The sequence below is a fragment of the Serratia liquefaciens genome (assembly GCF_027594825.1).
Taxonomy (GTDB): Bacteria; Pseudomonadota; Gammaproteobacteria; order Enterobacterales; family Enterobacteriaceae; genus Serratia; species Serratia liquefaciens_A.
In genome coordinates this window covers 1,590,502-1,603,160 of the sequence record NZ_CP088930.1, presented here as the reverse complement: position 1 = coordinate 1,603,160, position 12,659 = coordinate 1,590,502, and the positions used below count along the sequence as shown (strand labels likewise).

The window sequence follows — 12,659 nt, the reverse complement described above, 5'->3', positions numbered from 1 at the left end:
CATAATTCCCCGCGATACTGTTGTGCAATCTGGTTTAAACCAATTAGGTGTGGATATGGAAAACAGCTCAACCGTTGAATTGGCAAAGGCCAGGTTGAATGACTGGCTGAGCCAGGGGGCAATAGCCCCGGGTGACAAGCTTCCCTCGGAGCGAGAACTGGGAGAATTGCTGAACATCAAGCGCATGACGTTACGTCAGGCGCTGTTGTTCCTGGAAAGCGAGTCGAGGATCTTCCGCAAGGATCGTCGGGGTTGGTTTGCGGCACTGCCGCGTTTTAACTACAACCCCAATTCCTCCACCAGTTTCAAACAGGCGGCTATCGAGCAGGGTCGTTGTCCCTCCTGGGGCTATATGACCAAAGAGCGCGTATTGGCAGCTCCGGAGTTTATCAAAGAGTTATTGCAGGTCGACGCGGGGAGCGAGATCTACAAAATCTCTGGCTGGGGGGCGCTGGACAATCACATCGTGTTTTATCACGAAACCTTTATCAGTCCGCGAGTGGCGCCCGGCTTTATCGAACGCCTGGGGGAGAACTCATTTGCTGAGGTCTGGGAACAGGCTTATGACACTGCCACTCGAACCCGCCACTTGGCCTTTAAACCGACTCGATTATCCGGTGAGGCCTGCAAGATGATGGGCGGAAACGCCAGCACGCCTGCGATTTTGGTCGAAAAGCATCGTGCCGATGCCGAACGCCGGATCGTGCAGGTGGATATCGAACACTGGCGCTTCGAGTCGGTAGATTTCTTTATTAACTTATAGGTGAATATCATGGATCGCTTAACGGCGGAGAAAGTCCTTTTACGGGCGCAGAGCTTGCCCCTTTACCTGCATGCGTACGCCTTTCATCTCAATATGCGTATGGAGAAGATCTTGCCCGAGGATTTGCTGAGCATTGCCCATCAGCAGCGGTTGCGTGGGGTGAAGGTACATGTGCTGGATGGGGAAAGTCAGGCGCTCTGTCATGCCGATGGTGCCCGATTGCGCAGCTTTGGCGAAAAGGCTCGTCGCTATGGATTGGATATTCATATCGAAACCAGCGCCTCCGACTCGCAAACTATCGATCAGGCGGTGAATATCGCGCTGAAATGCGGGGCCAGCTCAGTGCGTTTTTATCCGCGCTATCAGGGAGCATTGCAGGAAGTGCTGGCGCGTATCGGTGCGGATATTCAATACATCAAACAGCGTTATCAACACAGCGGCCTGAGTTTTACTCTGGAACAGCATGAAGATCTCAAGAGCCATGAATTGGTCGGCCTGGTCCGGGCGGCAGATTTCCCTCAACTTTCCCTGCTGTTTGATTTCGCCAACATGATTAACGCCAATGAAGAGCCGCTGCCGGCACTGGCGGCAATGAGTGGGGAAATCACTCAGGTGCACATCAAGGACGCAATTATTGTACGAGAGAACAAGGGCATGGGGCATCGTGCCTGTATTTCCGGACAGGGAGATTTGCCATTTAGAGAACTGTTATTGGGGCTGATCTGTCTGGGTGAAGAGCAACCGCAGGTTACCGCCTATGGGTTGGAAGAGGAGGTGGATTATTACGCACCGCCGTTTCGTTTCAGCGACGAAGGGGATAATCCTCCCATTCCATGGCGAGAAATGAGTGAAACAGCGTTACCGGCACAGGGATTGGAAGAGCGATTAAAGAAAGAATCCCAGGATGCTTTAAATCAAATTCACTACGTTCGCGCCATTATCGAAAGTTTAATGCAACAAGCCCGGGAACTGTTAACCCCGGCATAATATAAAAATAAACCTATAAAAAACACATTCTCGTTGATGTGGATGCACGCTCGCCTCGTCAACGGGGAAACAACACCGCTTATTAATTATCGGCTGTGAGGGGACTATGTTAACTAAAAAAAGATGGGCATTATTTAGCTTGTTGGTTTTATGTGGAGGGACAATCTATAAATTGCCTTCTCTTAAAGATGCTTTTTATGTTCCGATGCAACAGTATTTTCACTTGAGTAACGGTGAAATAGGCAATGCCATGTCGGTTAACTCGATTGTGACGACCATTGGCTTCTTCTTATCAATCTATTTTTCCGATCGCCTGCCGCGACGTTTTACCATGTCGTTTTCGCTGATTGCTACTGGCCTGCTCGGCATCTATCTTTCCAGCATGCCGGGGTACTGGGGCATACTGTTTGTCTGGGCGCTGTTCGGCGTAACCTGCGACATGCTGAATTGGCCGGTGCTGCTCAAGTCGGTGAGTATGCTGGGGGATAATACTCAGCAGGGGCGGTTGTTCGGCTTTTTTGAAACCGGGCGCGGGGTTGTCGATACGGTGGTGGCCTTTTCTGCGCTGGCGCTGTTTACCGCTTTTGGCAGCGGCTACCTGGGGTTTAAGGCCGGCATATTGTTTTATTCGGCCATCGCCATAAGCGTAGGGATTATTATTCTGTTGGTGATGAAAGAAAGCCCAGAGGAAAAGTTACCCGCGAAAGAAGAAGCTCCCGTCAATAAAAAACCGGGCATGGGCAGCGTATTAAAAAACAAAACGGTATGGCTGATTGCCTTCAGCGTTTTCTGTGTTTACGCGGTGTATTGCGGATTGACGTTCTTTATTCCTTTCCTTAGCCATGTCTATGCGTTGCCGATTGCACTGGTGGGCGCTTACGGGATCATTAATCAATACTGCCTAAAAATGGTGGGGGGGCCGATCGGTGGTCTTATTGCCGATAAAGTATTAAAGTCTCCCAGCAAATATTTATTTTATACCTTCATTATCAGCGCCATTGCGCTGGCGTTATTAATCCTGTTACCGCATGAACAAATGCCGGTTTACTTGGGCATGGCCTGTACGTTGGGATTTGGTGCGGTGGTCTTTACCCAACGGGCAGTGTTCTTTGCCCCCATCGGTGAAGCCGGCATTGACGAAGAACATACCGGTGCAGCTATGGCACTGGGCAGCTTTATCGGTTATGCCCCGGCGATGTTCTGTTTTAGCCTGTACGGCCATATTCTCGACGCCTTCCCTGGGCTGACCGGCTACAAGATCGTCTTCGGGCTGATGGGCGCGTTTGCCTGTGCCGGGATCATAGTGTCGGGGCTGTTGGTCAGAAATATCCGCGCACGCGCAAAACTGACCCCGGCAGCCTCTGTCGCCTGAGCCGGGGGCATTAATGGACGGGCACGGTTAGCGCCGTGCCCTTACTTGGCCGGAGAATACAGCAGATAATATTCTTCACCGCCGTCATTGCCGGTGGTGATGGTTCGCCAGCCGTGCTTGTGGTAAAACGCCAGCGCCTTCTCATTCTTCACCAGGCATTTCAGCGAACCGGTGGCGGTGAAGGTCTGTTCCGCGGCTTGTAGCAGTGCGCTGCCAACGCCGAGCGGTGGCAGATGCGGATCAACATACAGGTTGTGAATAAAGTTGTCCTGCCGATAAATCGACACAAACCCCAGCCGTTTTCCCTGATCTACTGCCACCCAGATGTCCTCGCCCAGCGTTGAGCGATCGAAATCTTCCAGCCGGTAATCTTCGGTATCACGCCACGGAAACGCCGCTTTACGCGAAGCCAGATACAGGGTGCGCAGGAAGGGGCGATCGGCCTCTTGGTATTTTCTTATCTGCATGGCACCTCCTTTTTATTTTTTGACACTATAGCGCGATTGACCTCACCGGCGGCAACCCCAATAATGGCCGTCTTGACTCGGGGTGCCCTGCGCGATGCGTGGTGGCTGAGATTTTACCCGTATTACCTGATCTGGATTATGCCAGCGTAGGGAAGTCTCGGTGCCCCAACCGGTACCCGCCTTCTTGAACGCCGGTTGGGAGGAATATGCTCGCTCGACCTGATGTTTTACCCGGTGCTCGCGCCACGGCCTGTTTGACTCAATTTAAACGCCAATCGCCCCTGATCCATTGCCTGACCAACGAAGTGGTGCAGGAACTGACGGCTAACGTCCTGTTGGCGCTCGGCGCTTCGCCGGCGATGGTGGTGGAACCGACCGAAGCGGCGCAGTTCAGCCGACTGGCGGATGCGTTGCTGATCAACATCGGCACCCTCAATGCATCACGCGCCGAATCCATGCTGGCCGCGGTGGAAGCCGCCAACCTGGCACAAACTGCCTGGACGCTGGATCCGGTAGCGGTCGGCGGGTTGGTCTATCGCACTGCCTTTGCCCATCGTCTGCTGGGCGAGAGGCCGGCGGCGATCCGCGGCAACGCTTCTGAAATCATGGCGCTGAGCGGTCTGCAGGCTAACGGACGTGGCGTCGACAGCGCAGACGACTCGCTGGCGGCATTGCCGGCGGCGCGTGAATTGGCGCTAAACAGCGGGGCCGTGGTAGCGGTAACCGGCGTTGTCGATTACATCACCGACGGTCAGCATGACTGGGCGGTCCCCGGCGGCGATGTACTGATGACGCGCGTGGTCGGTACCGGCTGCGCACTTTCGGCGGTGGTGGCGGCATTCTGCAGCCTGCCGGGCGATCGGCTGGATAACGTGGCGACCGCCTGCCGGGTGATGTCGCTTTGCGGTGAACGGGCCACGCGCCGTGCCGCCGGGCCGGGCAGTTTCACCCCGGCATTCCTTGACGCCCTTTACCAGCTGCGTCCGGAGGAACTGCAATGAAACGCATTAACGCACTGACTATTGCCGGGACCGATCCGAGCGGCGGCGCCGGTATTCAGGCCGATCTAAAAGCTTTTTCTGCGTTGGGGGCCTATGGCGCCTCGGTGATTACCGCGCTGGTGGCGCAAAACACCCGTGGCGTGCAGTCGGTCTACAACATAGATCCGGCCTTTGTCGCCGCTCAGCTGGATTCCGTCTTCAGCGACCTGCGCATCGACAGCACCAAGATTGGCATGTTGGCTAATGCCGATATCGTGCAAGCGGTGGCGGAGCGTTTGCGCCATTACCGGCCGTCGTTTGTGGTGCTGGATACCGTAATGCTGGCGAAAAGCGGCGATCCTCTGCTGGCGCCGGAAGCGGTGGACTCGATCCGTCGCGAGCTGTTGCCGTTGGTGTCGATCATCACGCCGAACTTGCCTGAGGCGGCGGCGCTGCTGGCATGCGCCCCGGCAGAAAATGAGCTTCAGATGCGCGAGCAGGGTCGGGCGCTTTTGGCGATGGGGTGTCAGGCGGTGTTGATGAAAGGGGGCCACCTTAGCGAAAGCGAAAGTCCGGATTGGTTGTTTACGGCCGAGCAGGAGCAGCGGTTTACCGCACCGCGCGTGGCAACGCGACATACTCATGGCACCGGCTGTACGCTGTCTGCCGCCCTGGCGGCGCTGCGGCCGCGTCACAACGACTGGGCCGGGACGGTCGCTGCCGCCAAGGACTATTTGCAACAGGCACTGCTGCAGGCCGATACGCTGGAAGTGGGGCACGGCATCGGGCCGGTACATCATTTTCATGCCTGGTGGTGAGTCAACTTTTTGCTACCCTTGTGGTCTGACTAGTTCCAGACCCGGCTTGGGCCGGGTACAACCGATTTTTCTAGGGAGAAGGCCATGACAGGACAAAACGCACTTCGCGGCGCCATCTTCGGCGCGTTACTCAGCTTCAGCGTGGGCGGTTTCGCTCAGCAGATCGTCACTACCTCTGACGTGATCCAGCAGCCGGGTTACCAGACCAGCTGGCAGAATATGGTGAAAGGCCAGGCTCGCCTGCCGGGTTGGGCGCGCAAGGGGGTGGGCACCTCAACCCCGGCACAGAGCCTGAGCTGGAAGGGGCAGAACTATCTGGTGGGCAATTTGTGCAAGCCGCATGATTGCGCCAACAACTTTATGATAGTGGCGTTTAAGGAAGACAAATCACAGGCCTGGGCCGTGCGCGTCGAGGTGGCAGATAAGCCGGAAGCGGTTGATCATCCGAAGAAATACGCCAAATATCAGTGGCTGGGTAAACCGAACGACGATATGAAGGCGCTGTTGAAGCAACAGTTCGAGAATAATCCCGACTGGAAATAGTCCATATTCGGCTGAATGTGGTCACATTCAGCCGAGTTTTTATTTTAATTTTTTATATTTTAAATTTATCTAACATAAATAAAATACCATGGGATAAATATTATTACGTATTTGCTTAATTCATTTCGTATTCTTTTTTTATATTGTTTTTATCTTCTTTTTATTTAATGGTTTACGTGTTTTATTTGTTATTTTTAATAAATATCATTATTTATTTTGTGGTTTTATTTTTTATTGCATCTATCCTTTGTTTGGCGAATTTATTTTCACCGTAAAAGAGCGTTGCAGATATATTTTTTGCAATGGTATCTGGGGTTAAATATCCAAACGGAGCATTATGATCATGGCAACTAATCAGGTTACTCTTTCTGAAGATGAAAAAGCATCATTATATTTGTTGGATCAAACGATGGGATTCACCGTGCAGGCCGCCTTGCGGGCTGTGGCTGAGCTGTGCGTGGCCGATCATCTGATCGACGGCCCCAAAACCGCTCAGGAGCTGGCAAGGAAGCTGGAGGTGGACAGTCGTATGCTGCACCGAGTTTTAAGTATTCTGGCATCACGCAATATTTTTGCCGTTTCCGAAGACGGACGTTTCTCGCTAAACCCCGTAGCGCAATATTTGCGTTCGGACGTGCCGGATTCACTGCGCGGAGGGGTATTAATGCTGACGGATGAAACCATGTGGCGCCCATTGGGAAAATTAGCCGCGACTTTACGCGGTGAGCCGGTATTTAAACAAATATTCGGCATGCCATTCTATGATTATTGGTCGCAAGACGATATTCCTGACTCGGAAAATGATTTCCATATCGGTATGGCATCGATGTCGGCGTTGGAAAATAAAATTGTGATGCGCAGCTATAAATTCCCCGAGCATGCGACGGTGGTGGATATCGCGGGTGGGTTTGGCGGATTGCTGCTGAGCGTATTACGCGCCAACCCTACGGTTAAAGGCATTCTTTTTGACCAACCGCAGGTATTGCCGAGAAACCGCCTTGGTGAGTTGGGTGATGATTCGCGGTGGGAAACCTGTGCGGGCAGTTTCTTTGAAACCTGCCCGACGGCAGATTTTTATCTGTTGAAATTTATCGTCATGGACTGGGCCGATGAGCCGGCGAGCCGGATATTGCGCACTTGCCGTAATGCGATGCATCCGCAATCGAAGCTATTGCTTATTGAACCTGTGATAGTGCCGAATAACACTGCCTGGGACAGCTGTCGCGAGCTCGATTTGGTGCTGATGGGCAGTTTTGACGGCGGGCAGGTACGCACCGAAGAAGAATTGAAGGCGCTGTTGGCCAGCGCCGACCTGAAACTGAATCGGATTATCGATACCGGCTGTTATTTGTCGATCGTCGAGGCGGTACCGAATTGATACCCGAGATGAACCGGCAAGGAGGAACCCGCATTGCTGCGGATTGAGGCCGTAGACAAAATGCTCTGTTGTTTAATGGTAGGGGCGCTGCATGCTGCGCCCAATAGCATAATCAATGAGTTAAATCGGGTCGAACATGTTCGACCCCTACCGGTTTAGTCTTTTCGAGTGTTTGTCAGCAATCTGACCCGCATTGCTGCGGGTTTCTTCAGTTTAGTTAGCCGATCCCGGCCTGATGCAGATCGTGCAGGTTGATCGCGCCGACCAGCACGCCGTCCAGATTGACCACCGGTGCGGCACTGATGTGCTGTTCATGCAACGCCTCCAGGGCTTCCCCTGCGCGCCACTGCTCCGGCAAGCGATAGCCTGGGCGGGTAATGGCCGGGCTTAACGCATCCTGCAGGCTATTACCTTTTACCAGCCAGCGGCGCAGGTCGCCGTCGGTAAATACCCCCACCACTTTCTGCTGCGCGTCACACACCGCGACTAATCCCAGCCCGGTGCGGCTGAGCTCGAGCATGGCTTCCATCACGTTGGCGCTTTCACTGACTTTCGGCAGACGATCGCCGGTGCGCATCAGGTGGTGCACCCGGTTGAGCAAACGTGCACCCAGGCTGCCGCCCGGGTGGGAACGGGCAAAGTCTTCGGCGTTGAAACCGCGCTGGCGCATTAACGCCATCGCCAGGGCGTCGCCCATCATCAGCGTATTGACGGCGCTGGAGGTCGGCGCCAAACCCATCGGACAAGCCTCACGTTCGACGCTGATGTCCAGTACGCAGGCCGCCGCCTGTGCCAGCGGCGACTCTTTGCCGCCGGTGATGGCGATCACCGGGATGGCATTTTCCGCCAGCAGCGGCAAGATCAGATCCAGTTCTTTGGCGCGGCCGGAATAAGAGATAAACACCACCACGTCGTCGGCGCCAATCATGCCGAGATCGCCATGCAGTGCTTCTGCCGGGTGCACGAAGAACGACGGAGTGCCGGTACTGGCCAGCGAGGCGGCAATTTTTTTACCGATGTGGCCGGATTTGCCGATGCCGGAAATCACCGCCTTGCCTCGGCAGTTCAGCAGCAGTTCGCAGGCGCAGACGAAATTATCGTCCAGTCGCGCCAGCAGGCGCTGTGCTTCGGTCAGCTCGATTTCCAGCGTTTCGCGGGCAAAGGCCAGCAGGGCAGCGGCGTTACTCATCAAAATCTCCTACCAGAATGATATTGATCCCCTTCGCCTGCAGCGCGGCGAGGTAATCCGGATTGATGTTTTTATCGGTGATCAGCGTATCCACGGCGCTCAGGTCGCAGACCACGTTCGGGCTTTTGCGGCCGAACTTCGACGAGTCCACCAGCAGGATAATACGGCTGGCGGCTTCGCACATCGCCTTGCTGACGTTGTGCACTTCGTTAAAGGTGGTGACGCCGGCGTTGAGATCCACGCCGTCTGCCCCGATAAACAGTTTGTCGAAGCTGAACTGCTGGAAAGCCGATTCTGCCAGGCTGCCGTGAAAGGACGCCGACTTTTTGCGATAGGTGCCGCCGGGCATCAGGATGGTCTGATCGTTATCCAGTTCCACCAGCGCATTGACGATGTGCAGGCTATTGGTCATGACGGTGATGTTATTGAACTGCGCCAGGTGCGGCACCATTTGCAGCACGGTGCTGCCGGCGTCAAAAATCAGCGAGTCGCCATCGTTGATAAGCCCAATGGCGGCATAGGCGATCTGGCGCTTCTTTTCGGTATTGATATGGGTTTTACGATCGATAGGCTGGTCGCCATCGTCGCGGCTGAGCACCACGCCGCCATAAGTGCGGATCACTTCACCTTCCTCTTCCAGCAGGGTGAGATCCTTGCGGATGGTGGTCCCGGTGGTGGCAAAGTGCGCTGCCAGGGCATCCACTGCCGTTTTGCCATGCCGCTGCAGATATTCAAGGATAGCGGCCTGCCGCTGCTTTGGTTTCATAGCCCGTCCTGTTCACAAGAGTTGCGCATTTCCCTTCGGCTAACAATTCAATATGAAAGGTAATGTCTTTTAATGTGAAAATATCATGATTTAGGGGCAATCGCTAACGATAGTGCAGTCTGGCATGCGGGATCCTCGGGGAAGATCACATCCGGGCGAAGATCGCGCTGATGCAGGCCGTGCAGCCGGACAATCGGTTTGGGTTGCGCGAAGATGGTCAGGCCGCGCATCAACATGCTGCCGCAAACCCGCTGCTCGGGATCAAAGGCCAACGCCAGCACCACCCGGGGTTGGAAGCGTCCGCCGGAACGCCCGACACCGACGGCACCCAATCGGCACAGACCGTCGAAGGCACGGTTGAAACGTTGGATCTGCCACCAGCCGAGGGCGATTTGCAGTAGCCAGGCCAGTATTGCGAAGGTAATCAATGCCTGAGTCATATAGCCTCCTGTTGGTTTTCCCTCTCCAGAAGGAGAGGGAGCGTTGACGAGATCAGAACATCACCTGCCCGCCGGTAATGTTGATCGACTGGCCAGTGCAGTAAGAAGCCTTATCGCTGGCGTAAAACAGCAGGGTATTGAGCACGTCCTGATAATCACACCCGCGTTTCAGCGGCACCTTGTCGGTGTAATACTTTTCAACCTGGTCCGGCGCGATCCCCAGTTTTTGCGCGTATTGCGGCAGCAGCGACTGGAACATTGGCGACTTCAACAGGTTGCCGAGCATCAAGGAATGCACGGTAATGCCGTATTCCGCCAGATCGAGCGCCAGCGACTGTGTCAGCCCCACGCCGCCGAATTTGGCGGCGCTGTAGCCCGAGTTGTGCTTGCTGCCGACCTTGCCGGATTTTGAGTTGATCTGAATGATGCGTCCGGCAATACCGTCGCGGATCATCAGGCGAGAAAACTCGCGGGCGCAGAGAAAATAGCCCACCAGATTGACCTGCAGCGAGCGGTCGAAGTCTCCCAACGGAAAATCGGTGATCGGTGCCGCCTTGGCAATACCGGCGCTGTACACCAGCAGGTTGGCCGGGCCGAATTCATCGTCAACGGCCCCCGCCAGTGCAATCACGCTTTGTTCGTCGGTGGCGTCAGCCTGGAAGCCACGTGCGCTGCCCGCGCCATATTGGTCGTTAATCTGTTGTGCTACCTGCCGGGCGTTATCCGCGTTTAAATCGGCGACCGCCACGCGATAGCCTGCCTGCGCCAGGCCCTGACACAAAAATGCACCCAACGTTTGGCCACCGCCAATCACTACAGCTACTTCAGACATGGTTTGCTCCTTATGCGATAAATTTCAGCGTGCTGCCCAGCGGGATATCCGCCGGCGTGGTGCCGGATACGTGGATCGAACCGGGGAATTCGGCCTGTGGCTCACCGTCGAAACGTACGGTAAGGTGGCCCAATTCACGCAGGTTTTGAGTGGCGACTTCGCCGACGGCGGTGATCGGATAACGTTGCTCTGCCAGCTCCATCCACCCACCGGCCTGCAATTCACCGGAGGTGTTGCCATGCTGGTGAATGAAACAGAATTCTTCGATGTCTGCCGGTGCGCCTTCACGGAAGGTGATCAACATGTCATCCTGCAGCGCCTCGCGGGCGCAGTCGCCAATCTGGGTGATGGTGGTCTGGAAAATGGTAGTCATAACGGGTCCCTGGCAAACAAAGTTATTGGTAGATGAAGGCGGATGCGGCCCAGGCGATCAGCACCGTCGGTGCGCCGGTCAGGAAACGTCCGACCAATACCGAAGGTACGCCGACCCGAACCGTGTCCTGCTTGGCCTCCGCCAGCGACAGGCCGACGGGAATAAAGTCGCAGGCGGCCTGCGCGTTAATCGCGAACAGCGCGGGCAGCGCCAGCTGCGGCGGAATATGGCCGAGGCCTATCTGCACCCCGACCAATACGCCGATCACCTGAGCGATGACCGCGCCAGGGCCAAGGAAGGGGGACAGCAGTGGGAAAGAGCAGATCAGCGCCAGCGTCACCAGCCCAATCGGGCTGTTGGCCAATGGCGTCAGGCCGTGGGCGATGAAATCTCCCAGACCGGAAGCCATGATGATGCCGATCAGCGCCGAGACGAACGCCATAAAGGGCAGAATGGTCTTCAGCACCGTGTCGATGGTGTCGCGCCCGGCCTGGAAGAACACCGCCACCACCGAGCCCATGCCCATACCCACTTTGGCTAACAGGCCGTCGCTCTGCTCGGTGATTTTTTTGCTGGTGTCGTAATCCCGTCCCTTGGGCTGTGGCGTGGCTGCCGGGATCTGATCGGTAGCCGCTTCCACCCGGCTGATGTTGTTATCACGCACGCCGGAGACGTAAATATCCTCGAGGATAAACTTCGCCAACGGGCCGGATTGGCCGGTGGCGTGAATGTTGACCGTCGGAATACGGCGCTTTGGGTACAGGCCGCAGCGCAGGGTACCGCCGCAGTCGATCACCATGACGCCAATTTCGTCTGCCGGCGGCTCGCCTTCCTTAAAGCCATCGACGGCTGGCCAGCCGGTCAGTTCGCTAATCCGGTCGACGATCGATGGGCGGGTACCGGCAGTGATGTACACCACTTTTTTGCCAGGCTCGACAGGCAACGTTAACGGGCCACCCCAGCCGCTGGCGCCTTTCTCAATACGGATATAAGCACTCATGCTGCACTCCACGGATTAAAGTTGCACCTGACGATCCAGGCGGATCCCCATCTTGCGTTCGAACAGGCTGGTAGTGAGATCGGTGATCCAACCGCGGAAAAAGTTGGTGAACAACCCCACCAGAAAATAGCTTACCGCCAGCGGCCCCAGTGGCAGGCCGAGGGTGGTCAACCCGCTGGCAATGCCGAGATAAACGAACAGTTCGCCGGGATTGATGTGCGGGAACAGGCCGTTCATCGAGTGGCAGCTGTAGGAGGCCGCCGCGTAGTAGCTGGGTTTGTATTTCTCGGGCATAAAGCGCCCGAGGCTGAGGGTCATAGGGTTGCAAAAAACAAAGGTGCCGATCAGCGGCAGCAGCAGATAACGAGAAACCGGGTTTCCCGCACAGCGCTGCGCCAAGCGTTCGATACGTTCCTGGCCTACAAATTTGATCAGCGCGTTCATAATAACCAACAGGCTGATTAACAAAGGTAAAATGCCGGTCACCATGCCGACAAACACTTCACCGCCTTTCTGAAACAGGCCGATAAACCATTCGGCTCCGTGGGTGATTAGCTCAATCATTATTGTTCTCCTGTGATGGAAGGTATGGCCTGGAGCGAACGGCGGCTCTGTCGCCATGGGCCTTACACTAATCACTTTATGGATTCATTTGTTTTAAATAGATCACAATTTGAAAGATAAATATTTTATTGTGAAAGTTAATAATGAAAGAAAAATAACATTCAGGCAGCGAGAGAAACAGAAAGTC

Annotated in this window: 15 protein-coding genes and 1 riboswitch; of the genes, 7 read left to right on the top strand and 8 right to left on the bottom strand. The window is 55.2% G+C overall.

Going from position 1 to position 12,659, the window contains the following annotated elements; genetic code table 11:
* Nucleotides 1-55 precede the first annotated feature (55 nt).
* The 3 genes from LQ945_RS07295 (at nt 56) to LQ945_RS07285 (ending at nt 3,122) form a co-directional block, all read left to right on the top strand.
* Complete coding sequence (locus tag LQ945_RS07295) at nt 56-763, top strand: GntR family transcriptional regulator (protein ID WP_270102597.1); 708 nt, start codon at nt 56-58, stop codon at nt 761-763.
* Between the two features lie 9 nt (nt 764-772).
* Nucleotides 773-1,750: a sugar phosphate isomerase/epimerase family protein gene (locus tag LQ945_RS07290; RefSeq protein ID WP_270102596.1), complete on the top strand. Its 978-nt coding sequence runs from the start codon at nt 773-775 to the stop codon at nt 1,748-1,750.
* A 106-nt stretch (nt 1,751-1,856) separates the two neighbouring features.
* Nucleotides 1,857-3,122 carry an MFS transporter gene (locus tag LQ945_RS07285; RefSeq protein WP_044554611.1) on the top strand — a complete coding sequence of 422 codons (1,266 nt, stop codon included), beginning with the start codon at nt 1,857-1,859 and terminating at the stop codon, nt 3,120-3,122.
* 41 nt (nt 3,123-3,163) lie between these two features.
* On the opposite strand, the gene LQ945_RS07280 is transcribed toward LQ945_RS07285, so the two are convergent.
* The gene (locus LQ945_RS07280; protein ID WP_044554612.1) at nt 3,164-3,589 is read right to left on the bottom strand and encodes a GNAT family N-acetyltransferase; all 426 of its coding nucleotides are present in this window, start codon (nt 3,587-3,589) and stop codon (nt 3,164-3,166) included.
* A 68-nt stretch (nt 3,590-3,657) separates the two neighbouring features.
* Nucleotides 3,658-3,759: riboswitch (TPP riboswitch) on the top strand.
* Between the two features lie 36 nt (nt 3,760-3,795).
* On the opposite strand from LQ945_RS07280, the gene thiM reads away from it, so the two are divergent.
* The 4 genes from thiM (at nt 3,796) to LQ945_RS07260 (ending at nt 7,308) form a co-directional block, all read left to right on the top strand.
* Entirely contained in the window at nt 3,796-4,590 is a 795-nt protein-coding gene (thiM, locus tag LQ945_RS07275; protein WP_270102595.1) for a hydroxyethylthiazole kinase, read from the top strand.
* Nucleotides 4,587-5,387, top strand: a complete 801-nt coding sequence (thiD, locus tag LQ945_RS07270) for a bifunctional hydroxymethylpyrimidine kinase/phosphomethylpyrimidine kinase (protein ID WP_182824079.1) — start codon at nt 4,587-4,589, stop codon at nt 5,385-5,387. The genes thiM and thiD overlap by 4 nt, the downstream gene beginning before the upstream one ends.
* Nucleotides 5,388-5,471: 84 nt before the next feature.
* Nucleotides 5,472-5,930, top strand: a complete 459-nt coding sequence (locus tag LQ945_RS07265; RefSeq protein ID WP_182824081.1) for an inhibitor of vertebrate lysozyme family protein — start codon at nt 5,472-5,474, stop codon at nt 5,928-5,930.
* Nucleotides 5,931-6,273: 343 nt separating this feature from the next.
* Nucleotides 6,274-7,308 (top strand): methyltransferase, encoded by a 1,035-nt coding sequence (locus LQ945_RS07260; protein ID WP_270102594.1) that lies wholly within the window; start codon nt 6,274-6,276, stop codon nt 7,306-7,308.
* Nucleotides 7,309-7,525: 217 nt separating this feature from the next.
* On the opposite strand, the gene gutQ is transcribed toward LQ945_RS07260, so the two are convergent.
* The 7 genes from gutQ to srlA all read right to left on the bottom strand — a co-directional run bounded on the left by gutQ (nt 7,526) and on the right by srlA (nt 12,472).
* Nucleotides 7,526-8,497: an arabinose-5-phosphate isomerase GutQ gene (gene gutQ / locus LQ945_RS07255; protein WP_044554618.1), complete on the bottom strand. Its 972-nt coding sequence runs from the start codon at nt 8,495-8,497 to the stop codon at nt 7,526-7,528.
* A complete protein-coding gene (srlR, locus tag LQ945_RS07250) occupies nt 8,490-9,263 on the bottom strand; it encodes a glucitol operon DNA-binding transcriptional repressor SrlR (protein WP_020828112.1) in 774 nt (257 codons plus the stop codon). The genes gutQ and srlR overlap by 8 nt, the downstream gene beginning before the upstream one ends.
* Nucleotides 9,264-9,346: 83 nt before the next feature.
* Entirely contained in the window at nt 9,347-9,703 is a 357-nt protein-coding gene (gene gutM, locus LQ945_RS07245) for a transcriptional regulator GutM (protein WP_044554619.1), read from the bottom strand.
* A 52-nt stretch (nt 9,704-9,755) separates the two neighbouring features.
* Nucleotides 9,756-10,535 (bottom strand): sorbitol-6-phosphate dehydrogenase, encoded by a 780-nt coding sequence (gene srlD / locus LQ945_RS07240; RefSeq protein WP_044554620.1) that lies wholly within the window; start codon nt 10,533-10,535, stop codon nt 9,756-9,758.
* Between the two features lie 10 nt (nt 10,536-10,545).
* Nucleotides 10,546-10,908: a PTS glucitol/sorbitol transporter subunit IIA gene (gene srlB, locus LQ945_RS07235; protein ID WP_270102593.1), complete on the bottom strand. Its 363-nt coding sequence runs from the start codon at nt 10,906-10,908 to the stop codon at nt 10,546-10,548.
* Nucleotides 10,909-10,930: 22 nt separating this feature from the next.
* Nucleotides 10,931-11,908, bottom strand: a complete 978-nt coding sequence (gene srlE / locus LQ945_RS07230; protein ID WP_270102592.1) for a PTS glucitol/sorbitol transporter subunit IIB — start codon at nt 11,906-11,908, stop codon at nt 10,931-10,933.
* Between the two features lie 15 nt (nt 11,909-11,923).
* Nucleotides 11,924-12,472, bottom strand: coding sequence for a PTS glucitol/sorbitol transporter subunit IIC (gene srlA, locus LQ945_RS07225; protein ID WP_020828107.1), 549 nt, complete (start codon nt 12,470-12,472; stop codon nt 11,924-11,926).
* Nucleotides 12,473-12,659 lie beyond the last annotated feature (187 nt).

Excerpts from the sequence above, each read along its gene's own strand:
- gutQ (WP_044554618.1), bottom strand. The coding sequence starts at position 8,497 with ATGAGTAACGCCGCTGCCCTGCTGGCCTTTGCCCGCGAAACGCTGGAA.
- LQ945_RS07260 (WP_270102594.1), top strand. The coding sequence starts at position 6,274 with ATGGCAACTAATCAGGTTACTCTTTCTGAAGATGAAAAAGCATCATTA.
- srlD (WP_044554620.1), bottom strand. The coding sequence starts at position 10,535 with ATGTCTGAAGTAGCTGTAGTGATTGGCGGTGGCCAAACGTTGGGTGCA.
- LQ945_RS07265 (WP_182824081.1), top strand. The coding sequence starts at position 5,472 with ATGACAGGACAAAACGCACTTCGCGGCGCCATCTTCGGCGCGTTACTC.
- LQ945_RS07285 (WP_044554611.1), top strand. The coding sequence starts at position 1,857 with ATGTTAACTAAAAAAAGATGGGCATTATTTAGCTTGTTGGTTTTATGT.
- srlR (WP_020828112.1), bottom strand. The coding sequence starts at position 9,263 with ATGAAACCAAAGCAGCGGCAGGCCGCTATCCTTGAATATCTGCAGCGG.
- srlE (WP_270102592.1), bottom strand. The coding sequence starts at position 11,908 with ATGAGTGCTTATATCCGTATTGAGAAAGGCGCCAGCGGCTGGGGTGGC.
- srlA (WP_020828107.1), bottom strand. The coding sequence starts at position 12,472 with ATGATTGAGCTAATCACCCACGGAGCCGAATGGTTTATCGGCCTGTTT.
- thiM (WP_270102595.1), top strand. The coding sequence starts at position 3,796 with ATGCTCGCTCGACCTGATGTTTTACCCGGTGCTCGCGCCACGGCCTGT.
- gutM (WP_044554619.1), bottom strand. The coding sequence starts at position 9,703 with ATGACTCAGGCATTGATTACCTTCGCAATACTGGCCTGGCTACTGCAA.
- LQ945_RS07290 (WP_270102596.1), top strand. The coding sequence starts at position 773 with ATGGATCGCTTAACGGCGGAGAAAGTCCTTTTACGGGCGCAGAGCTTG.
- LQ945_RS07295 (WP_270102597.1), top strand. The coding sequence starts at position 56 with ATGGAAAACAGCTCAACCGTTGAATTGGCAAAGGCCAGGTTGAATGAC.
- thiD (WP_182824079.1), top strand. The coding sequence starts at position 4,587 with ATGAAACGCATTAACGCACTGACTATTGCCGGGACCGATCCGAGCGGC.
- LQ945_RS07280 (WP_044554612.1), bottom strand. The coding sequence starts at position 3,589 with ATGCAGATAAGAAAATACCAAGAGGCCGATCGCCCCTTCCTGCGCACC.
- srlB (WP_270102593.1), bottom strand. The coding sequence starts at position 10,908 with ATGACTACCATTTTCCAGACCACCATCACCCAGATTGGCGACTGCGCC.